The 24551-nt window shown below is 60.7% G+C and carries 16 protein-coding genes; 11 read left to right on the top strand and 5 right to left on the bottom strand.

The window, feature by feature from the left end; all coding sequences use genetic code 11:
- Positions 1 to 71 precede the first annotated feature (71 nt).
- The gene (locus BLO50_RS14035) at positions 72 to 1454 is read right to left on the bottom strand and encodes a substrate-binding domain-containing protein (RefSeq protein WP_090253858.1); all 1383 of its coding nucleotides are present in this window, start codon (positions 1452 to 1454) and stop codon (positions 72 to 74) included.
- A gap of 104 nt (positions 1455 to 1558) precedes the next feature.
- On the bottom strand, positions 1559 to 2374 hold the full coding sequence (xthA, locus tag BLO50_RS14030) for an exodeoxyribonuclease III (RefSeq protein WP_090253856.1): 816 nt from the start codon (positions 2372 to 2374) through the stop codon (positions 1559 to 1561).
- Positions 2375 to 2517: 143 nt separating this feature from the next.
- Here xthA and BLO50_RS14025 point away from each other — a divergent pair, with 143 nt between their 5' ends.
- The 9 genes from BLO50_RS14025 to BLO50_RS13985 all read left to right on the top strand — a co-directional run bounded on the left by BLO50_RS14025 (position 2518) and on the right by BLO50_RS13985 (position 20078).
- Positions 2518 to 3159: a GNAT family N-acetyltransferase gene (locus BLO50_RS14025; protein ID WP_090253854.1), complete on the top strand. Its 642-nt coding sequence runs from the start codon at positions 2518 to 2520 to the stop codon at positions 3157 to 3159.
- A 99-nt stretch (positions 3160 to 3258) separates the two neighbouring features.
- Positions 3259 to 4986, top strand: a complete 1728-nt coding sequence (locus BLO50_RS14020) for an autotransporter assembly complex protein TamA (RefSeq protein WP_090253852.1) — start codon at positions 3259 to 3261, stop codon at positions 4984 to 4986.
- Positions 4983 to 8651: a translocation/assembly module TamB domain-containing protein gene (locus BLO50_RS14015; protein WP_420875461.1), complete on the top strand. Its 3669-nt coding sequence runs from the start codon at positions 4983 to 4985 to the stop codon at positions 8649 to 8651. Before BLO50_RS14020 ends, BLO50_RS14015 begins: the two co-directional genes overlap by 4 nt.
- Before the next feature lie 293 nt (positions 8652 to 8944).
- Entirely contained in the window at positions 8945 to 10288 is a 1344-nt protein-coding gene (locus tag BLO50_RS14010; RefSeq protein ID WP_090253847.1) for an alanine/glycine:cation symporter family protein, read from the top strand.
- 143 nt (positions 10289 to 10431) lie between these two features.
- A complete protein-coding gene (tpx, locus tag BLO50_RS14005; protein WP_090253845.1) occupies positions 10432 to 10932 on the top strand; it encodes a thiol peroxidase in 501 nt (166 codons plus the stop codon).
- A 224-nt stretch (positions 10933 to 11156) separates the two neighbouring features.
- On the top strand, positions 11157 to 12383 hold the full coding sequence (locus BLO50_RS14000; RefSeq protein ID WP_090253842.1) for an MdtA/MuxA family multidrug efflux RND transporter periplasmic adaptor subunit: 1227 nt from the start codon (positions 11157 to 11159) through the stop codon (positions 12381 to 12383).
- Complete coding sequence (locus BLO50_RS13995; protein ID WP_090253839.1) at positions 12380 to 15478, top strand: MdtB/MuxB family multidrug efflux RND transporter permease subunit; 3099 nt, start codon at positions 12380 to 12382, stop codon at positions 15476 to 15478. The genes BLO50_RS14000 and BLO50_RS13995 overlap by 4 nt, the downstream gene beginning before the upstream one ends.
- A complete protein-coding gene (locus BLO50_RS13990) occupies positions 15475 to 18582 on the top strand; it encodes an efflux RND transporter permease subunit (RefSeq protein WP_090253837.1) in 3108 nt (1035 codons plus the stop codon). Before BLO50_RS13995 ends, BLO50_RS13990 begins: the two co-directional genes overlap by 4 nt.
- Complete coding sequence (locus BLO50_RS13985) at positions 18579 to 20078, top strand: efflux transporter outer membrane subunit (RefSeq protein WP_090253835.1); 1500 nt, start codon at positions 18579 to 18581, stop codon at positions 20076 to 20078. Before BLO50_RS13990 ends, BLO50_RS13985 begins: the two co-directional genes overlap by 4 nt.
- On the opposite strand, the gene BLO50_RS13980 is transcribed toward BLO50_RS13985, so the two are convergent.
- Positions 20035 to 20877: a LysR family transcriptional regulator gene (locus BLO50_RS13980; protein WP_090253833.1), complete on the bottom strand. Its 843-nt coding sequence runs from the start codon at positions 20875 to 20877 to the stop codon at positions 20035 to 20037. The genes BLO50_RS13985 and BLO50_RS13980 overlap by 44 nt on opposite strands.
- Positions 20878 to 20982: 105 nt before the next feature.
- Between BLO50_RS13980 and BLO50_RS13975 the strand changes: the two genes are divergently transcribed.
- Complete coding sequence (locus BLO50_RS13975; RefSeq protein ID WP_090253832.1) at positions 20983 to 21441, top strand: nucleoside deaminase; 459 nt, start codon at positions 20983 to 20985, stop codon at positions 21439 to 21441.
- Positions 21434 to 22660 (top strand): CynX/NimT family MFS transporter, encoded by a 1227-nt coding sequence (locus BLO50_RS13970; protein ID WP_090254118.1) that lies wholly within the window; start codon positions 21434 to 21436, stop codon positions 22658 to 22660. The genes BLO50_RS13975 and BLO50_RS13970 overlap by 8 nt, the downstream gene beginning before the upstream one ends.
- Before the next feature lie 21 nt (positions 22661 to 22681).
- Here the strand turns inward: BLO50_RS13970 and BLO50_RS13965 are convergent, their stop codons facing one another.
- Both BLO50_RS13965 and BLO50_RS13960 read right to left on the bottom strand, forming a co-directional pair.
- Positions 22682 to 23689 (bottom strand): TRAP transporter substrate-binding protein, encoded by a 1008-nt coding sequence (locus BLO50_RS13965; RefSeq protein WP_090253830.1) that lies wholly within the window; start codon positions 23687 to 23689, stop codon positions 22682 to 22684.
- Positions 23690 to 23998: 309 nt separating this feature from the next.
- Positions 23999 to 24499 (bottom strand): disulfide bond formation protein B, encoded by a 501-nt coding sequence (locus BLO50_RS13960; protein ID WP_090253828.1) that lies wholly within the window; start codon positions 24497 to 24499, stop codon positions 23999 to 24001.
- Between the last annotated feature and the right edge of the window lie 52 nt (positions 24500 to 24551).

Here is a 24551-nt window from a genome sequence, read left to right as displayed (position 1 = left end):
TAGCCACTCGGCGTTGTTAATCACTGCCTAATGCAGCAATACCTGCAAACAACGCGGGGGCTGAGCCAGGCTCAATAAACCCAGACTTCTACCCGGCGGTTCTTGATCCGCCCATCATCACCGCTGTTGGCGGCCACTGGCAGCTCATCACCCAGGCCGATGATGTCGCGGAAGATCACGCCACCTTTGTTCAGTTCACGGCGCACTGCCATAGCGCGCAGTTTCGACAGCAGTTCTGCGCGGGCGGTGTCAGCCTTGGTATCGCCAAACCCAACCAGCACCACTTTATCGCGCAGCTTGTTCTGCTCGTTTAGGTAGGTCATCAGCCGGTTGAGATCACGCAGGGCTTTATTGTCGAGAGTGGCGCTGCCTTCCTGAAAACGGAAGTTTACCGACAGACGTTGCGCATGCTCGGCCAGCTCTTGGTAATTCGCCGGCATCTGCGGGTTTACGGGGATTTTTACCGCTTGAACGGTCTGCGCAATAAATCCGCTCTGTTCAACGATCGCCTGGCCGCGCGGACTATGAGCAAACTGCACCAGAGCGCGCCCCCAAGGGTTGTTCAACTCTGGCTGGTTGTAGAAGAACAACCGTCGCGACAGCGGGTAATCCTCGGTGGCGATTAGGGTCAGGCTTGGCAGCATGGGTTGCGAATCACCCGCGGCAATCGCCAGCGCTTTGGCCTGGCGGATATACGGCAGGCCGATAAAGCCGATGCCATTAGGGTCCTGGCTGACCGCGTCGGAGAGTTTTTCACTCGACTCAAAGCGTTTGGCGCTGGCCGCCAAGGCTTTACCGTTGGCGCTCAGCACCAGCTCCTTGAACGTGTCGAAGGTGCCGGACTTGTCATCTCGGGCGTACAGGGTGATGGCGCCAGCCGGAGCGCCGAGTTGCGACCAGTTGCTGATCTCGCCAGCGAATATCTGTGCCAGTTGTGCCGTGTTCAGCGCGCCCAGCGGGTTATTCGGGTGCAGGATAATAGCCAGGCCATCGAGGGCGATGATCTGCTCGGCGCTGGCGCTTTTCAGGTCGCCCAAGTTCAGCAGGCTAGTGGCTTCGCTGTCCTTGATCGGCCGGGACGAGGCCGCCAGTTCAGCACTGCCGTCGGCCAGTGAGGTAAACCCAGTGCCCGAACCATGGGCCGCTACCTCGATGCTCACACTGCGGCCATCGGTGGTTTTGCCGATGATTGTCTGCTCGTTTTCTGCATTGCCTGCTTCGACGCGGATTGCGCTCAGGCCTTGTTCCTCGAGCAGGCCTTTGACCAATGCCGGGCCCAACCGCGCACCAATGGTGTTTGAGCCCTGTATGCGCAATACGCTGCTGTTGTCGCTTGGGACTGGCAGGGCGGCAAATACTGACCAGGGCAGGGCGTAGCAGATGGAGCCGAGCAGCAAAAAGCTGACGGTGCGAATCCAGGTGTCACGTTCGAAGGCAGAGGAGGCGCGCAGCATGCGGCAAACACCTTATATGGGTGAGTGAAAGTGCCGCGACGATAAGACAAAAAAGTGACTGCAATATGACAGTCACTTATCTATATAAAGGCTCTATTGCAGGCTTACTGAGCCAATTCAAGCCAGATGGGGGCATGGTCCGATGGCTTTTCCATGCCGCGCAGGTCGTAGTCGACGCCGGCGTCCTTGATCCGCGCCTGCAACGCCTGAGAGGCGAGAATCACGTCGATGCGCAGGCCGCGCTTGGGTTCGTCTTCGAAGCCGCGGCTGCGGTAATCGAACCAGCTGAAACGGTCATTCACTGTGGGGTTGAGGTGGCGGAAGCTGTCAACCAGGCCCCAGTTCTTTAGGGTGGCCAGCCACTCGCGCTCTTCTGGCAGAAAGCTGCATTTGCCGGTTTTCAGCCAGCGCAGACGATTGGGTTCACCAATGCCGATGTCGCAATCTTCCGGCGAAATATTGATATCACCCATCACCACCAGCGCCTGCTCGGGGCTGAACTGGCTCAGCAGCAGCTGTTGCAGGTCGGCATAGAAACGCTGTTTTGCCGGGAACTTGGTCGGATGTTCGCGGCTTTCGCCTTGCGGAAAGTAGCCGTTCATCACCGTCACCGGGTTGCCTTGGGCATCGGCGAAGGTGCCGTAGATAAAACGTCGCTGCGCGTCTTCGGCGTCGCCGGGAAAGCCCTTGTGCAGGCTCAGTGGTTCCTGGCGCGAGAGTAGGGCGACACCGTAATGGCCTTTCTGGCCATGGTAGTGCACGTGGTAGCCGAGCTCACGGATATCCGCCTCGGGGAACTGCTCGTCGGCAACTTTGGTTTCCTGCAGGCCGATCACATCCGGCTGGTGTTTCTCGATCAATGCTGCCAGTTGATGCGGGCGTGCACGCAGGCCATTGATATTGAAGGAGACGATCTTCATGGGCGGCAGTCCTGGCTGTGGCTCTGGAAAGCCCGCGATGCTAGCCGATTAGCGGCCCTGCCGGCCAGCCTGTGGCGGCGCAGAGTGCGCGGTGCTAACGTGGCTGCAGGCCCAGTAAATCAAGAACAACAGAGGTCAATTCGATGCCCAACAGTCTCGCCGAAGTACGTATGCTCGATAGTGGCTATGCCCGAGAAGCACGCTCGCTGCTGTATCACGCCTATCGTCACGACCCCACCTTTGCCTACCTGTTTGAAGCCGAGCGGCCAGGCTATGACCAGCGCGTACGCGCCACGGTACGTGAGCTGGTGCAGCAGCACTTTGCCGAAGACCTGCCGGCGATTGGCTTGCTTATCGACGATCGACTGATCGGCATGGCGTTGATCGCTCCGCCACAGCGGCGCATGGACATCACCGAAAGCTGGGGCTGGCGCATGCGCATGCTGCTGACCACCGGCTTCCGTTGCACCAAGCGCTATCTGGAATACCACGATGCAGTGATCGCCTGCCTGCCGCCGGGGCCCTACCACGTGTTGCCGCTGCTGGGCATTCATCCGGAATACCAGGGCAAAAACCTTGGCGAGCAACTGCTTGAAGCACTGCACAACTGGTGCGCCGAAGACGCCAGTTCCCAGGGCGTGGTGCTGGATACCGGAAATTCGCATTACCTGGATTTCTATAAGCGCCAGGGGTACGAAGAGATTGGGGAAGTGGCCATCGGCCCGATTATCGAGCACGTTTTCTTCCATCCAAGTCCGCAACTGGCAATCAAGGCCAGTGCCTGATAACGGCCTGCTCGGTGTGTCTACAGACACATCGAGTCGCAACTATTTGCCCGCACTGGTGCTCTAAGTCGGCCCTGAGCTCGTGCTAGCATCGCCCTCATGCCTGTTTCTCTCCACCTTTTCACCGCGCTGTTTCTTCTGCTGCTGAGTGCTACGGCCCTGGCCGAAGCACAGTTGCGTGTGCGGGTTGAGCCTGCCAACAGCGCGCTGAAAAGCAATATCGAGGGCTACATCGGCAGCTTGGGTGAGCGTGATGCCGAAGCCTTGCAGCGCTTTCGTCGGGTCGCCGAAAACCAGGCAGAGAAAGCCGCCCATGCTCTGGGTTTCTACCAGGCGCAGATCACGACTGAAGTCAGCGAGGGCGCAACACCGCGCCTGACCGTACGCATTCAGCCGGGTGAACCGGTGCGTTTGCGTGATGTGGTGGTGCGCGTCGAAGGCCCAGCGGCGCAACTGCGCGCCTTTCGAACGCCCTATGACCCGCAATTGCGGAGTGGGGCACAACTTAACCACGGTCAGTACGACGCCGCGAAGCGCGAAATTCAGAATCAGGCTTCGCGTTATGGCTTCTTCGCCGGGCGCTTTAGTCGTCAAAAACTCACAATCGACCCCGAGGCCGGGGTTGCCGATATCGAACTGATCTATCTCAGCGGCCCACGCTATCAATTGGGCGCGGTGAGTTTTGTCGGCGATGCGCCCTTTAATGAGCAATTGCTGCAGCGCATGGTGCCGTTCCCGGCGGATACGCCCTATGACTCGGCACTGATTGCCGAGCTGTATCAGGCGCTGCGCTCCAGTGGTTATTTCGAGTCGGTGCAGGTGGATGCCAACCCCAGTACTGCCAGTGGTGAACAGATCCCTGTGCAGGTTCAATTGCAGGCGCGCAAGCCACGCAGCATGGGCCTGGGCTTGGGTTTTTCCACCGACGTGGGGCCGCGTGGCCGGGCCAACTGGACGCGGCACTGGGCCAATCCACAAGGGCATAGCTATGGCGCAGAATTCGAACTGTCAGCGCCGCGGCAGAATGTTGGCCTGTGGTATGACGTGCCGCTCGATCCGCCGCTGACCGATAAATTGCGGGTGGCCGGCGGCTATCAGGCCGAAGACCTGGCCAATACCGACAGCAGCAGCCGTCTGCTGACTGTCGGCCCGGAATGGCACAGCAAGCTCGACAGCGGCTGGCAGCGCGTGTTGTCGCTGAAATGGCAGCACGAGCAGTACGACCTGGGCGATGACGCGGGGACCAGCACGCTGCTGATGCCAGGCCTGAGTTATTCCTACCTGCAGAGTGATAACCAGATCGACCCCAACCACGGCTACCGCCTGCAGTTTGATCTGTCCGGCGCGGCCAAGGGGTTGTTGTCCGATGCCAATGTGCTGCACGGCAATATCCAACTCAAGGGTCTGACCACCGTATTCAAGCGCCATCGACTGCTGGGGCGGGTGCAGGTGGGTGGCACTGAATCCGATGGGTTTGCCAAGGTGCCGCCGTCCCTGCGCTTCTTCGCGGGTGGTGACCAGAGCGTGCGCGGCTATGACTACCAGAGCCTGTCGCCGGAAAACCGCGCCGGCGACAAGATCGGTGGGCGCTACCTCTTTACCAGCAGCCTGGAATACCAATACAGCCTGACTGAGCGCTGGCGCTTGGCGAGCTTCTTCGATCAGGGCAATACCTTTGACTCGCTGCAGCTTCCGTCGCTGAAAAGTGCCGTGGGTCTGGGCGTGCGTTGGGTATCACCACTCGGACCGTTGCGCCTGGATCTGGCGCATCCATTGGATGACCAGGGCGGCGTGCGCCTGCATTTTTCCATGGGGCCGGAACTGTGATGCGCTGGTTACGTTATGGGCTGTTCAGTCTGCTGGGCCTGCTGCTTGTGCTGGCAATCAGCCTGAGCCTGCTACTGGGCACCCTGGGCGGCAGCCGCTGGTTATTGGCGCAGGTGCCGGGCTTGCAGGTTGACGACTTCGATGGCCGCCTAGGCGGTAGCTGGAGCGCGACACAGCTGCGCTGGCAACAAGGCGAGAATAGCGTGGAGGTAATGGCGCCTAGCCTGGATTGGTCGCCTACCTGCCTGTTACGCTTGACGTTGTGTATCGAGCAACTGCGCAGCGGGCCGATCAGCTTGGTTTTCCCGGATGATGAACAGCCCAGCAGCGAGCCATTCAGTCTGCCGGACCTGAGCCTGCCGCTGGCGTTGCAACTGGGGCAGGTGCAGATCGACAGCCTGCAGCTCAATGGCGTCGAACAGTTGCAAGGCTTGCAGCTGGCCGCGCGCTGGACTGCAAAGGGTATTCAGATTGACAACCTCAGCCTGGCTACCGCCGATCTGCAGGTGGCGTTGCAGGGCCAGGTGCAAACCTCCGGCAACTGGCCGCTGCAACTGAGCGGACAACTGCAATTGCCGGCGCCCGAGCAGCAGGCTTGGCCGGTGGCGCTGCAGCTCAACGGTGAGCTGCGCGAGCAGGTGCAACTGACAGCCAGAAGCAGCGGCTATCTGACCGGCGAACTGAGCGGTTGGGTACAGCCTTTGGCTGAACACCTGCCGGCGCAACTGCGCTTGCAGGTCGCCAGCTTCAAAGCCAGCGCTGAGCTGCCCGACACCCTTAACCTTGAGCAGGTTGAGCTAAATGCCCAGGGCGATTTGCAGGCCGGCTATCAGATCATCGGCAGTGCCAGCCTGCCAGCAACTGAAGGGCTTATTGCTATGGCGCTGGCGGGGCTGCTCAAGGCTGACGGCGCGGCCATCAGCAACCTGAGCTTGACCGCCGAACCGGAGCAGCAGGTACAGCTCAGCGGCGAGCTGAACTGGCAGCAAGGTCTGAGCCTGTATAGCCGCTTCAACTGGCAGAGCTTCCCCTGGCAGCGCCTTTATCCGCTGGACGAGCCAGCGCCTGTGGCGTTGCGGGTGCTTAATGGCGAGCTGGCTTATCAGGATGGCAACTACCTCGGGCATTTCGCTGCCGAGCTGGATGGCCCTGCCGGCGCGTTTAGCCTGCAAAGCCCGCTGAGTGGCGATCTACAGAAGCTGTATCTGCCAGAGCTGCGTATGCAGGCCGGCCAAGGCCGCGCCGAAGGCCAGGTCAGCTTGGGTTTTGCCGAGCAGCTGAGTTGGGATGTGCGCCTGCAGTTGAGTCAGCTTGATCCAGCCTACTGGCTGGCCGAGTTACCCGGCAGCCTGGCGGGCCCTTTGAACAGCTCAGGCAGCTTGATCAATCAGCAGCTTAACCTTAACGCCGACATCGACCTCACCGGCCGCCTGCGTGGTCAGCCGGCCAAGCTGCTGGCGAAGTTTGCCGGTGACCTGGAGCAGGGCGAGCTGAGTGCCCTGGATATCCGCCTGGGTGATAACCGCATCAGCGGTCAGGCCGCCTTGCAGCAACAGCTGAGCGGCCGGTTATTACTAGCGATGCCGCGATTGGGGCAGCTTTGGCCAGGCTTGCAGGGGCACCTTAATGGTCAGCTGGACCTGGCTGGGAGTCTGCAAGCACCCCAGGGCCAGTTGCAGCTGCAAGGTGAGCGCCTGGCCTATGACGATCAACGTCTGCAACAGCTCAAGCTCGACGCCAGCCTGAACAGTGCCCAGCGTGGCCGAATCACCCTTGAGGCATTGGGTATTCAGCTGGGTGAAACCGAGTTGGGGCGCCTGGATGTCACTGCCGCTGGTGATCAGCAGCAACAAAGTCTTGAGCTGCACCTGCAAGGTCCCTTGTTGCAAAGCCAGCTGGCCCTGGCCGGCAAGCTGGACAAGGGTAACTGGCGCGGCAGCCTGAGTAGTGGCGAGGTGCAAAGCGGTGGCCAAGATTGGCGCCTGCAACAGCCGGCCACGCTGGTGCGGCTGGCCAATGGGCACCTCAGCCTGGGCGCGCATTGCTGGCGTTCTGGCGAGGCCAGTCTGTGCGGCACGGAGCAGCGCCTGCTGCCGCAGCCCAAGCTCAACTACCGGCTGAGCAACTTCCCCATGGAGAGCTTGGCGGCGCTGTGGCCGAAGGATTTCAGCTGGCAGGGTGAGCTCAATGGTCGGCTGCAGCTCGATATGCCGGCCAGCGGTCCGAATGGCAGCCTGGAACTGGATGCCGGCAGCGGCATCTGGCGCATTCGTGATCAGCAGCAGTGGCTGGAGTTTGCCTACGACAGCCTGCGCCTGAGTACACAGTTGCGCCCGCAGCGCATCGATAGCCTGCTGGAGCTGCGTGGCCCAACCATTGGCGAGCTGTCGCTGCAGGCTCAACTGGATCCGCGCCCGGCGAGCAAGCCGTTGTCTGGCAGCTTCCGCCTGAATGGCCTGGACTTGGCCCTGGCCCGCCCGTTTGTACCGATGGTCGAGCGTATCGCTGGGCAACTGAATGGCACGGGCACATTGTCGGGCGGGCTGTTGGTACCGCAGATCAACGGCAACCTGCGCGTGCTGAATGGCGAAATAAGCGGCGCTGAACTACCGATGAACATCGAGCAGCTGCAATTGCAGGCGCAGATCGCAGGCGAGCGGTTGCTGCTGGAGGGCGATTGGCGCAGCGGTGAGCAAGGGCAGGGCAGTCTGAATGGCGAGCTGAGCTGGGCCGATGGGCTGGTGGCGAACATGCAGCTGCGAGGCAGTCGTCTACCGGTCACTGTTGAGCCCTATTCCGCGCTGGAGGTCGAACCGAATCTGCGTTTAAGCCTGCGTGATGAGCAGCTGTCGCTGGCCGGCAAGGTGCTGATCCCCAGCGGCAAGATTGAGGTGCGCGAGCTGCCACCTTCAACGGTGCAGGTTTCCAGCGATGCCCAGGTAGTAGGGCGCGATAGCCCGCAGCAGCAGGCGACGGCCATCGCCATGGATGTTGACGTTGAAGTGGGTCAACAGCGCCTCACCTTCAGCGGCTTTGGACTGGATGCCGAGCTGCTGGGGCGCGTACACATTGGCAATGACCTGGACACCCGCGGCGAGTTGAGCCTGAACAAGGGCCGTTTCCGCGCCTACGGCCAGCGCCTGAATATACGCCGCGCACGCCTGCTGTTCGCCGGGCCGATTGATCAGCCATTTCTTGATATCGAGGCTGTGCGCAAGGTCGATGGTGTGACGGCTGGTTTACGCCTCAGTGGTAATGCCGCGCAACCGACCAGTACGGTGTTTTCCGAACCGGCCATGAGTCAGGAGCAGGCGTTGTCTTACCTGGTTATGGGGCGGCCACTGGGGCAGGGCGGTGGTGACAATACGATGCTGGCACAAGCTGCGCTGGCCCTGGGGATGGCCGGCAGTGCACCGTTGGTCAATAACCTGGCGCAGGGCTTGGGTATCAGTGATTTTCAACTCGACACCCAGGGCTCTGGGGTAACCACCAGCGTGGTCGCCAGCGGCAATCTCTCGGAGCGATTGAGCCTGCGCTACGGCGTGGGGGTGTTCGAACCAGCGAATACCATCGCCTTGCGCTATGAACTGAGCCGACGGCTCTACCTTGAGGCTGCCAGCGGGTTGGCGAGCTCTCTGGATTTGTTCTATCGGCGCGATTTCTAGGCCATGTTTCTGCGGGAGGACGCTGGATTAAGCCTGTTAATTCGCGTTTAAATTGCGCCCCTCGCTCAAAACGTCTGAGCGTTGAAATCTAAACAGTGAAAACCACTATCACAGTCTTCATATACTGACCGCCGCTGATACCTGGCAGTCGTTGTGCTGGCTGGTATAGCCCGATCCGCTGTTAGCAGGCGCGCCAACCCGGTTCGCGTTCTGTTCATCAGTTTGGCCTACCCGGCAATCGGACAAGAGAAGGCTACCCACCTCGCGTTCACTACAAGAATAAGGAAATGAGCATGGAATTCGTCAACACCCTGGTCAATCAACTCAATGGCGTGGTCTGGGGCCCGCCCATGCTGGTGCTGATTCTCGGCACCGGTCTGTTCCTCATGTTGCGTCTGAAATTCATGCCGCTGAGCAAGATTGGCGCGGGCTTCAAACTGATGTGGCAAGGCCGTCAGAAAGGTGATGCCGAGAGCGGTGAAATCAGCCCGTTCCAGGCCCTGATGACCTGCCTGGCCGCCACTGTCGGTACCGGCAATATCGCCGGTGTAGCCACAGCGATTTTCCTCGGCGGCCCCGGTGCGTTGTTCTGGATGTGGTGTACCGCACTGGTCGGTATGGCCACCAAGTACTGCGAAGTGGTGTTGGCGGTGCATTACCGCGAGAAGGATGAGCGCGGCGAGCACGTCGGCGGTCCGATGTACGCCATCAAGAACGGCCTGGGTAAAAAATGGCTGTGGTTGGGCACTGCGTTCGCCATCTTCGGCGGCTTTGCCGGTTTCGGCATCGGTAATATGGTGCAAGTCAACAGCATGGCATCGGCCCTGCAAGCCAGCTTCAACATCCCGCTGTGGGTCACCGGTGTGGTAACCATGGTGATCACCGGTCTGGTGATTCTTGGCGGGATCAAGCGTATCGGTAAGGTGGCGGCGTCGCTGGTGCCGTTTATGTGCGTGGCCTACATCATTGCCTCGATCGTTGTGCTGGTGGTGCATGCTGACGCGATTCCCGGTGCTTTCGACCTGATCTTCACCCATGCCTTCAGCCCTGCTGCGGCCACTGGCGGTTTTGCCGGCGCGGCAGTTATGGCGGCGATTCGTTTCGGTGTGGCGCGCGGCATCTTCTCCAACGAGGCGGGCCTGGGTACTGCCGGTATCGCCCAGGCGGCCGGCACCACCAATAGCCCGGTGCGCTCGGGCATGATCGGCATGATCGGCACCTTTATTGACACCATCATCATCTGCTCGATGACGGGTCTGGCGATCATCTGCTCAGGCGTATGGACCAGCGGTGCCAGCGGGGCGGCGTTGTCGGCAGCGGCCTTCGAGTCGGCCATGCCTGGCGTCGGCGGTTATATCCTTACCATCGCCCTGGTGATCTTTGCCTATACCACCATCCTTGGCTGGAGCTACTACGGCGAGCGCTGCTGGGAATACCTGGTAGGCACCAAGGCAATCCTGCCGTTCCGTGTGCTCTGGGTGCTGGCCGTGCCGTTTGGTGCGATTGCCCAGCTGGACTTCGCCTGGTTGGTGGCCGATACCCTCAACGGTCTGATGGCGATTCCTAACCTGTTGTCGCTGCTGTTGCTCAGTCCGATCGTGGTCAAGCTGACCAAGGATCACTTCGCAAAAAATTGATGTGTCGCCTGGGCGCGCAGGGTAGTCTGACTCAACGGTCAGCTCTGCTTGCCCTCTTTGCAGGGGCGCGTGCTTGCCATTTGGCCGGTTCGCGCCCTTACTTGTTCACCGCCCCTCAAATCCACTGATAAGGATCGTTTCCAATGGCACAAATCACCCTCAAAGGTTCCCCGGTTGAAGTTACCGGTCAACTGCCGCAGGTTGGTCAGCAAGCCCCGGCGTTTAGCCTGGTTGCCGGCGACCTGAGCGACGTGAGCCTGGCCAGCCTGGCCGGCAAGCGCAAAGTCCTGAACATTTTCCCAAGTGTTGATACCCCAACCTGCGCCACCTCCGTGCGTACGTTCAACGCCGGTGCCAGCAAACTGGCCAACACCGTGGTGCTGTGCATTTCCACTGACCTGCCATTTGCCCAGGCGCGTTTCTGTGGTGCTGAAGGCCTGGAAAACGTGATCAACCTGTCCACCATGCGTGGTGCTGACTTCCTGCAAAGCTACGGTGTGGCCATCGCCAGCGGTCCGCTGGTGGGTGTTGCTGCCCGTGCTGTGGTGGTGCTGGATGAAAACGACAAGGTGCTGCACAGCGAGCTGGTTGGCGAAATTGCTGACGAGCCGAACTACGCCGCTGCGATGGCTGCACTTCAGTAACAGCTGTTTACGTTGTGCCAACGGCCTGCTTTGCAGGCCGTTTTTATTTCTGCCTGCCATCACTTACGGGCCATCGCCGCGCAGCGTTCACTACTGTTCCGGCAATTTTCTATTCGGATCAGACATTTAGTTACGTAAGGAAAAGGTAAATAGGCGGTAAAGAGGCTTTGCAGGGTGGCTGATAGTGAATATCGTTCACGCTCCCCAAGGAAGTGATTGTCGCCATGCCTGATACACAGCTCACCACTCGTCCTCGTAACCTGTCGCGCCAATGGCTGGTCGGCTCGCTTGCGCTGGTAGTTCTGGCCTTACTGTTGTGGTGGTTCTGGCCCAGCCCGCCGGAAGCGCCCGCACGCGGTGGGCCGTGGCGCGATGGTGGGCCGGTGCCCGTGCGTGTTGCCAACGTGACGCAAGGTGATTTCCCGGTTGAGCTCAAGGCCTTGGGTACCGTCACCGCCTATAACACAGTGAATGTGCGTGGCCGGGTCGAAGGTGAGCTAGTCAAGCTGCTGTTCAAGGACGGCCAACAGGTCAAAGCCGGCGACTTGCTAGCGGTTATCGACCCACGTCCCTATGAAATCGCCTTGCAGCAGGCCCAGGGCGCCTTGCAGGAAAGCCAAGCGCAACTGCGCAATGCCGAGTTGGACCTGGCGCGTTACCGCGGTTTGTACGCCGAAGATTCTATTGCCAAACAGACCCTCGACACTCAGGAAGCCCTGGTCAACCAGTACCGGGGCGGTATCAAGAGCCTGCAAGCGGATGTCGCCACCGCGCGGCTGAACCTGGAGTTCACCCAGATTCGTGCACCGATAACCGGTCGCCTGGGCATCCGTCAGGCCGACGTGGGTAACCTGGTCAGCAGTGGCGATGCACTGCCGCTGGTGGTGATTACCCAAACCCTGCCGATTGCCGTGATGTTTACCCTGCCCGAAGCCGAGTTGCCGGCGGTGGTGCAGCAGCTGCGCGCAGGCGAAACCCTCGCGGTTGAGGCCTGGGACCGCAGTGAAAAACTCAAACTGGCCGAAGGCGAGCTGGAGAGCGTCGACAACCTGATCGATACCGCCACTGGCACGGTCAAGCTCAAGGCGCGTTTCGCCAATGCTGAAGAAATGCTCTTCCCCAACCAGTTCGTCAACGTGCGCCTACGGGTGAAAACCCTGCAAAACGTCACCCTGATGCCAGCCGCTGCGCTGCAGTTTGGCGCCAGCGGCACCTTCGCCTATGTGGTGGACGCTGAAGACAAGGTGCAGCTGACGCCGATCAGCGTGGGCGCCAGCGACGGCCAGCTCAGCGTGGTCGAGCAGGGCCTCAAAGCAGGTGATCGCCTGGTGCTGGAAGGCACTGACCGTTTGCGCTCCGGCAATAAGGTCGAGGTGATTGGCGACACACCGGTCGCCGCCCAGAGCGCGCCGGCCACGCCTGAAGGCAAACGAGCACCGCGCGCCCAATGAACACCTCTCGCCTGTTTATCCTGCGCCCGGTCGCCACCACGCTGATCATGCTGGCGATCTTCCTGAGCGGCCTGATTGCCTACCGATTGCTGCCCGTCTCGGCGCTGCCGGAGGTGGATTACCCGACCATCCGGGTAATGACCCTCTATCCCGGCGCCAGCCCGGACGTGATGACCAGTGCAGTCACTGCGCCGCTGGAGCGTCAGTTCGGTCAGATGGCCGGACTGAAACAGATGTCCTCGACCAGCTCCGGCGGCGCCTCGGTAATCACCCTGCGTTTTAACCTGGAAGTGAAGCTGGATGTCGCCGAACAGGAAGTGCAGGCCGCGATCAATGGCGCAAGCAATCTGCTGCCCGACGATTTACCCGCGCCGCCGGTGTACAACAAGGTCAACCCGGCCGACACACCGATACTGACCCTGGCCATCCGCTCGAACACTTTGCCGCTGCCGCAGGTGTTTGACCTGGTCGATACCCGCCTGGCGCAAAAGCTCGCGCAAACCAGCGGTGTTGGCTTGGTCAGCTTGGCCGGTGGGCAACGCCCGGCCGTGCGATTGCGGGTTAACCCGGAAGCGCTGGCTTCCTATGGCTTGAACCTCAGCGATGTGCGTACGCTGATCACCGCCAGCAACGTCAATCAGCCCAAGGGGAACTTCGACGGCCCGACACGGGTGTCGCAGCTGGATGCCAACGACCAGCTGAAATCCGTCGACGAATACCGCGAGTTGATCCTCGGGTACAAGGACGGCGCCACGCTGCGCCTTAAAGATGTCGCCGAGATTATCGACGGCGCGGAAAACCAGCGCCTGGCCGCCTGGGCCAACCGTAATGAGGCGGTGCTGGTCAACGTGCAACGCCAGCCCGGCGCCAACGTGATTGATGTGGTCGACCGCATCCAGACGCTTTTGCCCCATCTGACCCAGGGCCTGCCGGCCAGCGTGGAAGTCAGTGTACTGACCGACCGTACCGAAACCATCCGGGCAGCGGTCAAGGGTGTGCAGCATGAATTGCTGCTGGCCATTGCCCTGGTGGTGCTGGTGACCTTCCTGTTTTTGCGCAAGGTGTCGGCGACCATCATCCCGTCCATCGTCGTGCCACTGTCGTTGATCGGCACCTTTGGTGTGATGTACCTGGCCGGTTTCACCATCAACAACCTGACGCTAATGGCGCTGACCATCGCCACCGGCTTTGTGGTGGACGATGCCATCGTCATGCTGGAGAACATCGCCCGCCACCTGGAAGAGGGTGAAACGCCGCTAAATGCGGCGCTTAAAGGCGCCAGGCAGATCGGCTTTACCCTGGTGTCGCTGACCATTTCCTTGATTGCCGTGCTGATTCCGCTGCTGTTTATGGCCGATGTGGTGGGGCGCTTGTTCCGCGAATTTGCCATCACCCTGGCGGTGGCCATTCTGATTTCCCTGGTGGTGTCGCTGACCCTGACGCCGATGATGTGCGCGCGCTTGCTCAAGGCGGAAAAGCCCGAGGAAGAAGGGCGTTTCTACCGCGCCGCTGGAGCGGTAATCGACGGGATGATCGCCCGTTACGGCGTATGGCTGACCTGGGTGCTCAAGCATCAGCCGCTGACCCTGCTGGTAGCCATCGGCACGATGGCGCTGACCGTAGTGCTCTACCTCGTCGTGCCCAAGGGCTTTTTCCCGGTGCAGGACACCGGGGTGATCCAGGGCATTTCCGAGGCGCCGCAGTCGATTTCCTTCCGCGCCATGAGCGAGCGTCAGCAACGCCTGGCCGAAGTGATATTGCAGGACCCGGCCGTGGCCAGCCTGTCGTCCTACATCGGCGTGGACGGTGACAACCCGACACTCAATAGCGGCCGTCTGCTGATCAACCTGACGCCACGGGCCGAGCGCGATGTCAGTGCCAGCCAGATTATCGAACGGCTAAGGCCGGAACTGGCGCGGATTCCTGGCATTGAGCTGTATCTGCAGCCGGTGCAGGACCTGTCCATTGAGGATCGGGTCAGTCGCACGCAGTTCCAGTTCAGCATGGAGTCGCCGGATATCAGCCTGCTCGAAGAGTGGGTGCCCAAGCTGGTCAGCGCGTTGCGCGAGCAGCCGGAATTGACGGACGTAGCCAGCGACCTGCAGAACCGTGGGCTGCAGGTGTTTCTGCAGATTGACCGCGATATGGCAGGGCGCCTTGGCGTGAGCATTGCCGATATCGACAATGCACTCTACGACGCCTTCGGTCAGAGGCAGATCTCCACTATTTACACCCAGTCCAGCCAGTACCGCGTGGTGCTGGAGAGTGAGAACGCCGGCAGCATCGGCCCGGCGGCGTTGCGGCAGATTCACGTCAAGGCCGCCGACGGCCAGCAGGTCGCGCTGTCGACCTTAGCCCAAGTCGAGGAACGTGCCGCCAGCCTGTTGATCAACCATATCGGCCAATTCCCGGCCGCGACCCTATCATTCAACCTGGCCAGCGGTGTATCGCTGGGCGAGGCGGTGGCAGTGATCGAGCGGGTCGAGCAGGAGATCGGCATTCCTCCGGCGGTGCAGACGCGCTTCCAGGGCGCGGCTGAAGCCTTCCGTGCGTCCTTGTCGAGCACCTTGCTGCTGATTCTCGCGGCCATCGTCACCATGTACATCGTGCTCGGCGTGCTTTACGAGAGCTACATCCACCCGATCACCATCCTCTCCACCTTGCCCTCGGCGGGGGTTGGCGCGCTGCTGGCGTTGCTGATCAGCGGCAACGAGCTGGGGCTGATTGCGATCATCGGCATCATTCTGCTGATCGGCATCGTCAAGAAGAACGCGATCATGATGATCGACTTCGCCCTCGACGCCGAACGCAACCAGGGCATGCAGCCGGAAGCGGCGATCTACCAGGCGGCGCTGCTGCGCTTTCGGCCGATTCTGATGACCACCTTGGCCGCGCTGTTTGGCGCGATTCCACTGATGCTGGCCACCGGCTCCGGCGCTGAACTGCGCCAGCCGCTGGGCCTGGTGATGGTCGGCGGGTTATTGCTCAGCCAGATCCTCACGTTGTTCACCACTCCGGTGATTTACCTGTACTTCGATCGCCTGTCGCGGCGCATTAGCGGCCGTAGCGCAGCCGGGCTAGTGGTCAACCGATGAACCTCTCCGCGCCCTTTATCCGCCGGCCGGTGGCGACCTTGCTGCTGAGCCTGGCGATTCTGCTGCTCGGCGGCGTCAGCTTTGGTTTGCTGCCGGTTGCGCCGCTGCCGCAGATGGATTTCCCCACGATCACCGTGCAGGCGAGCCTGCCGGGGGCCAGCCCGCAAATCATGGCGTCGAGTGTGGCCACACCGTTGGAACGCTCACTCGGCACCATTGCTGGCATCAGCCAGATGAACAGCCGCAGCAGCCAGGGCAGCACGCGGATCATGATCCAGTTTGACCTGGATCGGGACATCAACGCCGCCGCCCGCGAGGTGCAAGCGGCCATCAATGCTTCACGCGAGCTGCTGCCCAGTGGCATGCGTAGCATGCCGACCTACGCCAAGATCAACCCGTCGCAAGCGCCGATCATGGTGCTGTCGCTGACCAGCGACGTGCTCAACAAGGGCCAGCTGTACGACGTAGCCTCGACCATCCTGGCGCAGAAGCTCGCCCAGGTCACCGGTGTGGGTGAAGTGCAGATCGGCGGCAGTTCCTTGCCCGCCGTGCGTGTGGCGCTGGAGCCACGCTTGCTCGATCAGTACGGCATCGCCCTGGATGAGGTGCGCCAGAGCATCAGCGCGGCCAACGCCAAACGGCCGAAAGGTGCGGTGGAAGATGCCGAGCGGCACTGGCAAGTACAGGCCAACGATCAGCTGGAGAAAGCCGCCGATTACCTGCCGCTGATCATTCGCTACCAGGACGGCGCAGCCGTGCGACTGGGAGATGTCGCGAGCGTCACCGATGGCGTTGAGGACCGCTACAACAGCGGTTTCTTCAACGATGAGCAGGCAGTGCTGCTGGTCATCAACCGGCAGACCGGGGCCAATATCATTGAAACCATTGCTGGCATTCGCGAGCAGTTGCCGGCCTTGCGCGCGGTGATCCCCGCCAGTATCGAGTTGGAAGTGGCGATGGACCGTTCGCCGGTGATTCGCGCCACCCTGCATGAGGCCGAGCAAACCCTGCTGATCGCCGTGGTGTTGGTCATACTGGTGGTGTTCGCCTTCCTTGGCCGTTGGCGCGCAGCGCTGATTCCGGCCCTGGCCGTGCCGGTGTCGCTGGTCGGCACCTTTGCGGTGATGTACCTGTTGGATTTCTCCCTGAACAACCTGTCACTAATGGCGCTGATTATCGCCACCGGCCTGGTGGTGGACGACGCCATCGTCGTTTTGGAAAACATTTCGCGGCATATCGAGGCCGGCGAAACGCCGATGGCGGCGGCGTTCAAGGGCGCGCGCGAGGTGGGCTTCACCTTGCTGGCGATGAATCTGTCGCTGGTCGCGGTGTTTATCTCGATCCTGTTCATGGGCGGTATCGTCGAGCGGTTGTTCCGCGAGTTTTCCATCACCCTGGCCATGGCCATCGTGATCTCGCTGCTGGTGTCGCTGACGCTGACGCCGATGCTCTGTGCGCGCTGGCTCAAGGCCGACACCGTTGAACGCCCGCCCAGCATCATGCAACGCTGGGGTGCGGCCGTGCAGACACGTGTGCTGGCGTTTTACGCACGGGGGCTGGACTGGGCTCTCAAGCATTCACTGCTGATGTTGTTCAGCCTGCTGGCCACCATCGCGCTGAATATCTTCCTGTTTGTCAGCGTGCCGAAAACCTTTATGCCGCAGCAGGACACTGGCCAATTGATCGGCTTTATTCGCGGCGATGACGGTCTGTCATTCCAGGTCATGCAGCCGAAAATGGAGATTTATCGCCGTGCCGTGCTGGCCGATCCTGCAGTGGAAAGCGTGGCCGGGTTTATTGGCGGCAGTGGCGGCATCAACAACGCCTTTATGATCGTGCGCTTGAAGCCAGTTACTGAGCGCAAGGTCGACGCCCAGGCAGTAATCAACCGCCTGCGTCAGTCAGTACCGAAAGTGCCGGGCGGGCGGATGTTCCTGATGCCGGATCAGGACCTGCAGATCGGTGGGCGGGAAGGGCGCAGCTCGGAAAACGAGTACATGCTGCTGTCAGGCGACCTCGATGCCCTGCGCACCTGGTTGCCCCCCGTACGTGAAGCGTTGCGAGCCTTGCCAGAGCTGACCGATATCGATGCCAAAGAGGCTGAAGGCACTCAGCAGATTCGTCTGGTGGTTGACCGCGATGTGGCCAAGCGTCTGGGCGTGGACATGAACATGATTACCGCTGTGCTGAATAACGCCTTTAGCCAGCGCCAGGTGTCGACCATCTATGACAGCCTCAATCAATACAGCGTGGTCATGGAGATCAATCCGAAGTTCGCTGAGTACCCGGAAACCCTCGACCAGATTCAGCTGATTACCAGCGAGGGCGCGCGCGTGCCCTTGTCCAGCTTTGCCCGCTGGGAGCGCAGCCTGGAAGAAGACCGGGTGAGTCACCAAGGGCAGTTTGCCGTGGAAAATATCGGTTTTTCCCTGGCCGAAGGGGTCAGCTTGGATCAAGCCAGCCAGGCCATTGATCGGGCCATTGCGCGCATTGCGTTACCCACGGAAGTTCAAGGCATGCTGGGTGGTACCGGTGGTGCTTTCCAGCAGACGCAACAGAATCAGCCATGGATGATCCTGATGGCCCTGGTCGTGGTGTATATCGTCCTCGGCGTACTGTACGAGAGCTATATCCATCCGCTGACCATTCTCTCCACCTTGCCATCGGCCGGCGTCGGCGCATTGCTGGCGTTGGAGCTGATGAGCATCGAGTTCAGCCTGATTTCATTGTTGGGGTTGTTCCTGCTGATCGGCATCGTCAAAAAGAACGCGATTCTGATGATCGACCTGGCCCTGCAGCTTGAACGTCAGCAGCATATGAGCCCGCACGAGTCGATCCGCCAGGCATGCCTGCTGCGTTTCCGACCGATCATGATGACCACCCTGGCGGCGATTCTCGGCGCATTGCCGCTGATGCTGAGCAGCGCCGAAGGCTCGGAAATGCGCCAGCCGCTGGGCATCACCATTGTCGGTGGGCTGGTATTGAGCCAGTTGCTGACCCTCTACACCACACCGGTGATCTACCTGTATTTCGACCGCCTGCGCCACCGGGTCAACCGCTGGCGCGGAGTGCGCACTGACGCTGCCCTGGAAACCCCGTTATGAAAGCCCTCGTTGCCTATCGTTTACCCACCTTGCTGGCGTTGAGTCTGGCCCTGAGCGCCTGTGCCATTGGCCCGGATTACCAGCGCCCGCCGCTGCAAACCCCGGTGCAGTTCAAACAGATTGAAGGTTGGACCCAGGCCAAGCCAGGTGATGTGCTGGAGCGCGGCAGCTGGTGGCAGTTGTATGGCGACAGCGAGCTGAATGCTCTGGTCGAGCGGCTGAATGTTTCCAACCAGAACCTGGCCGCCAGCGAGGCGCAGTACCGCCAGGCTCGTGCGTTGGTGCGCGGCGCGCGTGCGGCGTTCTACCCGAGCCTCTCGAGCAGCGCTGGGGCTACTCGCAGCAGCCAGGGCAACGGTTCCAATACCAGTAGCGTCAGCACCACAAGCAGCGCGGGGGGGATCAGCAAGAGTTATGAACTGGGCCTGAATGCCGCCTGGGAGCTGGATATCTGGGGCAAGTTGCGCCGCTCGCTGGAGTCCAGCCGCGCCAGCTATGAGGCCAGCGCTGCCGACCTGGCGGCACTGAAGCTCAGCTTGCAGGCCGAGCTGGTGCAGAACTACCTGCAACTGCGCGTGCTGGATGATCAACAACGCCTACTTGATGCCACTGTGGCGGCCTATGAACGCTCGCTGAAGCTCACGGAAAACCAGTACAACGCTGGCATCGTGCCGAAGTCCGATGTCAGCCAGGCGCTGACCCAGTTGAAAAGCACCCAGGCTCAGGCCATCGACCTGAAATGGCAGCGTGCGCAGCTGGAGCATGCGATTGCCGTACTGATCGGCGTGCCGCCGAGCGAGCTGAGTATTGCCGTACGCGAGCAGTTGCCCGCGTTGCCAGCAATCCCCGTGGCTTTGCCGTCGCAACTGCTGGAACGCCGTCCCGATGTCGCTGCCGCGGAACGCCGGGTGATCGCCGCCAATGCCGAGATTGGCGTCGCCGAAGCCGCCTGGTACCCGGACCTGACCATTTCCGCCAGCGGTGGCTACCGTGGCAGCAGCTTTGCCGACTGGATCGATCTGCCCAACCGTTTCTGGTCGCTCGGTCCGCAGTTGGCGCTGACCCTGTTCGATGGCGGCGCGCGCAGCGCCGAGCTGGATCGCAGCGAAGCGGCCTACGACCAGACCGTGGCGCAATACCGCCAATCGGTGCTCGACAGCTTCCGCGAGGTGGAGGATTACCTGGTGCAACTGCGTGTGCTGCAGCAGGAAGCCGTGATCCAGCAGGAAGCGCTAGACGCCGCCCGCGAATCCTTGCGCCTGATCGAAAACCAGTACCGCGCCGGCACGGTGGACTTCAACAGCGTGGTCAGTGTGCAGGCCACGGCGCTGAACAATGAACGCACCACTCTCAGCTTGCTGGGCAATCGTCTGACCGCCAGCGTGCAGCTGATCGCGGCCCTTGGGGGTGGTTGGCAGCAACAGCTGTTGTTGGAAGAGCAACCAGCTAGTGCTAGCGCGTCTGCTCCTGGCACAGCTGATACAACCGCTCCTTGAGGGCTGTACCCGCTGGCCCCAGGTTGTGCCGTGCATAGAGCGTCAGGTGCATACCTTCTACTGCCGGCAGGCTGTCGATCCGCTGATGATCCGCCTGCAGTACCCGTTGCGGCAGCAAGCTGATACCCAGCCCAGCAGCGACTGCGGCGCAGACGCTGGCCAGGCTGCTGCTGGAATAGCTGATGCGCCAAGCCCGAGCTTGTACCTCCAGGGTCTGGATCATTTCCTGGCGATACAGCCCTCCGGGAGCAAATACCACCAGCGGCACAGGATTGCGCTGCAGCGCCGGATGCTGCCGGCTGTCGAGCCAACAGAGTGGTTCCGGCCAGGCCGCCAGGCAATCGCTGCCGGGGTTCATCTGCTTGCTAAGTAGCACATCAAATTGGCCTTCACGGTACTGCCGCAGTAGTTCAGGGCTGAGCCCGCTGCTGACTTCCAAGCGCACGCTGGTTTGCCGGCCGGCAAAGTCGGCGAGCAGCGGCATCAAGCGTTCGGCGGCGAAGTCTTCGGGTACACCCAAACGCAGCACGCCTTCACTTTGTCGGTTACGCAGCACATCTTCAGCCTCATCGTGTAACGCGAGAATGCGTCGGGCATAGCTGCACAGTTGTTCGCCTTCTGCAGTCATCAACACCTGCCGCACACTGCGGTCGAACAGGCGATAGCCAAGGCTGTCCTCCAGGCGGCGGATCTGCTGGCTAACAGTTGACTGGGTAAGGTGCAGGCGCTCGGCCGCACGGGTGAAGTTGGCGCAGTCGGCCACGGCGACAAAACTGCGCAAAAGCAGGAGATCAAGCATTCGGGTATTCCTGAATCAACTGATTGGCATGCTTATATTTAATTTCAGCATACCTGTGCCGCTCAGGATAATCCTCGCCACGATTCCTGCGCTGGTGAGTACGCCGTGTGTAATGACCGCAACTTTCTTGAGCAGGCCATCGCCTTGGCTGCTGCCAACCTGGCGCAGGGCGGTCGGCCTTTCGGCGCGGTGTTGGTCCGTGAAGGCACGCTGATCAGCGCAGCCAGCAACCAGATGCACCTGAGTTACGACCCAACCGCGCATGCAGAACTGCTGTGCATCCGCCAGGCCAGTCAGGTTCTGGCCAGCAACCGCTTGGCCGGGTGTGTGATCTATGCCAGCGGGCAACCATGCCCCATGTGCCTGAGCGCGATGCACCTGTGCGGCATCAGCCGGGTGGTGTTTGCCGCCGCCAACGCAGACGCTGAGCCTTTAGGTTTATCGACAACAGACGCGTATCAGCAACTATGTTTGCCACTGGCAGAACAACGCATCTGCATTGAGCACATGGCGCACCATGCCGTGCCAGCGCTCTATCAACGCTGGCATGCGCAACATGTTTAGCTGGTCTGAACGGCATGTCAGTCCCGGTTGGCGCACCGGCGCCTGGCTGTGCGTTGTGGTGTTCGTGGCGCTCAACCTGCGCCCGAGTTTGACGTCCATCAGCCCTTTGCTGAATGACATTCGCGCCGCCGTCGGCCTGGGTTTCCAAATGGCGGGGATGCTCACCACGTTGCCAGTGGTGTGCATGGGGGTGTTGGCATTGTTCAGTGCCCAGGTAGAGACCCGCCTGGGTGAGGGCAGGGGCATCGCGCTCGGCTTGTTGTGCATTCTGCTGGCCTGCGCGCTGCGCGGAATGGTTCACAGCAGCCTGGTGCTGCTGCTCACGGCGTTAATCAGTGGGGTGGGTATAGCGCTTATTCAGGTATTGATGCCTGGTTTGATTAAGCGCCGATTTGTAGGGCGCGTGGCACTGGCCATGGGCATTTACTCCGCTGCGTTAATGAGTGGCGGAGGGCTTGCAGCCTGGTTTAGCCCGCAACTCAGCAGCCATTTTGGCCATTGGCAAATCGGCCTGGAGGTATGGGCGCTGCCGGCGCTCATCGGCTTGCTGTTATGGGTGCGAACGCCCTGGCGTGCCGCTCAGCTATTACCGGCAGAGCACCGTTTGAGCCGTTTTGTACGTAACAAACGAGCGTGGACCTTGGCGGTGTATTTCGGCTTCAGCAATTGCGGCTACATGGCCGTGGTGGCCTGGCTCCCGGCGTACTACCAGCACTTGGGCTGGAGCAGCCAGAACAGTGGGCTGTTACTGGCGTGGATGACGCTATTTCAGGTGATCGCCGCCTTGGGCATGCCCGCGCTAGCCCAGCACATGCGCGAGCGCCGTGGTTTGCTGAGTATCAGCCTGATGGCGCAGTTATTAGGCTTTGCCGGGTTGTTACTGGCGCCGCAACAGCTGCCCGGTCTTTGGATCGCTTTTATCGGCTTTGGCCTGGGGGCCTGCTTTGCCCTCTGCCTGCTCCTCAGCCTGGATCATGTGCAGGAGCCGATTGCCGCTGGCCAATTGGCGGCTTTTGTACAGGGGGTTGGCTTCCTGATTAACGCATTAGCGCCCGCCGCCGGTGGCTGGCTGCGGGCATACACTGGTGGCTTTTCCGCAACCTGGCTGCTGATGCTCATCTGCATCATTGTGATGCTGGTACTGACACAGCGCTTGAGTCCTGGCAGTTACTGGCGGATTTCCAGCAACCGCCAGCAGCCTGGTGACGCGGCAAGGTGAGAGTAAGCGTCAACCGCAGGGTCAGTTATGGCTGTTGCGGTTGACCGTTTGGGCGGCCTTCATCACGTCAGCCCCAATAACCCCTTCAAACTGTTGCCACACCGGCTGCATGGCTTTACGCCAGGCGTCGCGTTGCTCGTCGCTCAATGCGATCACCTGGGTACCGGTAGCCGCTGCGATACGGTCGCGGTCAGCCTGGTTAGCGGCTTCGGCCTGACGGTTCACCTCGTAGGTCACCTCATCAATAATGCCTTCAAGCTCCATGCGGATCTGGTGCGGAATGCCGTACCAGAAACGTGGGTTGCTCACCAGCATGTAGTCGAGTACGCCGTGGTTGGTCTCGGTGATAAACGGCTGCACCGTGTGCAATTGCTTGCTGTAAATGTTTGACCAGGGGTTTTCCGCACCCTGGACCTTGCCGCTTTTCAGCGCGTCGAAGACTTCGGCAAACGGCATGGCCAGCGGCGTGGCACCGAGCTGGTTGAACTGCGCTTCCAGCACCGATGAAGGCTGGATACGGAACTTCAAACCGGCTGCGTCGCCCGGTACCAGAAGCGCTTTGGTTGCCGAAAGCTGTTTCATACCGTTGTGCCAATAAGCCAGCCCGACAATGTTGTGGTCTTCCATGGAACGCAGCAACTGGCGGCCTTTTGCGCGTTTCTGGAAGCGATTGACGGCGTCCAGGTCATCGAACAGGAAAGGCAGATCGAACACCTGCAATTGCTTGGTGTATTTCTCGAACTTAGCCAGCGACGGCGCCAGCAGTTGCACCTCGTTTTTAGCCAATGCATCGAGCTCGTTGGCATCGCCGTACAGGCTGGAGTTGGGGTAGACCTCAACTTTTACCTTGTCGCCCAGGCGCTCCTCGGCCAATTTTTTGAACAGCAATGCGCCTTGGCCTTTAGGGGTGTTGTCTGCAACCACATGGGCAAACTTGATCACGATTGGCCCCTTGTCGGTTGCCGCGTGAAGCGTGGTAGACGCCAGTAGCAGGCTGCCAGCGGCGAGGGCGCAGATCGACTTCAACATAGCGATGGTCCTGTTGTTCTTATGTTGTGGTGCTGACGGCGAGCCAGGATGGGGCTTAGCAGGCTGGCATTCGTGTCAGATTAATTCGGCGACACATTCAGTTGTTGTGCGCAGAGCACCGGCTATATCGCAATGCGTATGCCAGAGTGGCAGCAGGGCTGCAGGGCTGGTTCAACCACAAAACGTGCGTGATCAAACGCACAGTGAGTGGCGATAGTTCGCCATTTCTGGGCAAAAATCGGCAGAAAGCCGCTTATGAGAGAGCAAGTGGCGTTTTACCGCCACCTGCAAAAGATCTGCGCTAAAGGATCAGCGGCGCACTGCACGCCAGGCAGCTAGCAGGCACAGCGCCAAGAGCAAGGCAACACTGAGCAATGTCCAGTACGTAAACGACAGGCCGAGAATGCTGTAGTCGTTCTCCCCGCACACACCTGCACTCATAAACACGCGGGGCAACCAATCATGCAGCGGTAGGTAAAAGGCATAGAAGGGGAAGGGCGAGCAACTGGAGCTTTCCAGCACGCCAGTTTCGATCAGCACCAAGTGCGTGTTGTCATACACCGCCATGCCCGCCGCAGCCAGCAGCAACGGCCATGACGGCAAGGTCAGCCAGCGCAGGCCAAGGGCTTCTGCAACCAGAATCAGCAAACTGAGAGCGCCCCCACAAAGCAGCCACAGGCGAATCTGAATGCACAAGGTGCACGGCTCCCAGCCTGCCAGGTGCTGCAGCAGCAAGGCGCCGCCGAGCATGGCAAAGCAGGCGAGGGCAATCAGGGCGAGTAAGGGCTTGAGTGAGGGGGTGCGGGACATCTGAATCTCCGGAAGGGGCGTTCGCATTTACTGACGCAGACATTGGGCCGAG

Source organism: Pseudomonas peli (assembly GCF_900099645.1).
GTDB classification, from domain to species: Bacteria; Pseudomonadota; Gammaproteobacteria; order Pseudomonadales; family Pseudomonadaceae; genus Aquipseudomonas; species Aquipseudomonas peli.
The sequence above is the reverse complement of the archived record's forward strand: the minus strand, read 5'-3'. Positions and strand labels throughout refer to the sequence as shown.

Excerpts from the sequence above, each read along its gene's own strand:
- BLO50_RS13985 (WP_090253835.1), top strand. The coding sequence starts at position 18,579 with ATGAAAGCCCTCGTTGCCTATCGTTTACCCACCTTGCTGGCGTTGAGT.
- BLO50_RS13965 (WP_090253830.1), bottom strand. The coding sequence starts at position 23,689 with ATGTTGAAGTCGATCTGCGCCCTCGCCGCTGGCAGCCTGCTACTGGCG.
- BLO50_RS13960 (WP_090253828.1), bottom strand. The coding sequence starts at position 24,499 with ATGTCCCGCACCCCCTCACTCAAGCCCTTACTCGCCCTGATTGCCCTC.
- BLO50_RS14010 (WP_090253847.1), top strand. The coding sequence starts at position 8,945 with ATGGAATTCGTCAACACCCTGGTCAATCAACTCAATGGCGTGGTCTGG.
- BLO50_RS13980 (WP_090253833.1), bottom strand. The coding sequence starts at position 20,877 with ATGCTTGATCTCCTGCTTTTGCGCAGTTTTGTCGCCGTGGCCGACTGC.
- BLO50_RS14025 (WP_090253854.1), top strand. The coding sequence starts at position 2,518 with ATGCCCAACAGTCTCGCCGAAGTACGTATGCTCGATAGTGGCTATGCC.
- BLO50_RS14000 (WP_090253842.1), top strand. The coding sequence starts at position 11,157 with ATGCCTGATACACAGCTCACCACTCGTCCTCGTAACCTGTCGCGCCAA.
- BLO50_RS13990 (WP_090253837.1), top strand. The coding sequence starts at position 15,475 with ATGAACCTCTCCGCGCCCTTTATCCGCCGGCCGGTGGCGACCTTGCTG.
- BLO50_RS14035 (WP_090253858.1), bottom strand. The coding sequence starts at position 1,454 with ATGCTGCGCGCCTCCTCTGCCTTCGAACGTGACACCTGGATTCGCACC.
- tpx (WP_090253845.1), top strand. The coding sequence starts at position 10,432 with ATGGCACAAATCACCCTCAAAGGTTCCCCGGTTGAAGTTACCGGTCAA.
- BLO50_RS14020 (WP_090253852.1), top strand. The coding sequence starts at position 3,259 with ATGCCTGTTTCTCTCCACCTTTTCACCGCGCTGTTTCTTCTGCTGCTG.
- xthA (WP_090253856.1), bottom strand. The coding sequence starts at position 2,374 with ATGAAGATCGTCTCCTTCAATATCAATGGCCTGCGTGCACGCCCGCAT.
- BLO50_RS13995 (WP_090253839.1), top strand. The coding sequence starts at position 12,380 with ATGAACACCTCTCGCCTGTTTATCCTGCGCCCGGTCGCCACCACGCTG.
- BLO50_RS13970 (WP_090254118.1), top strand. The coding sequence starts at position 21,434 with ATGTTTAGCTGGTCTGAACGGCATGTCAGTCCCGGTTGGCGCACCGGC.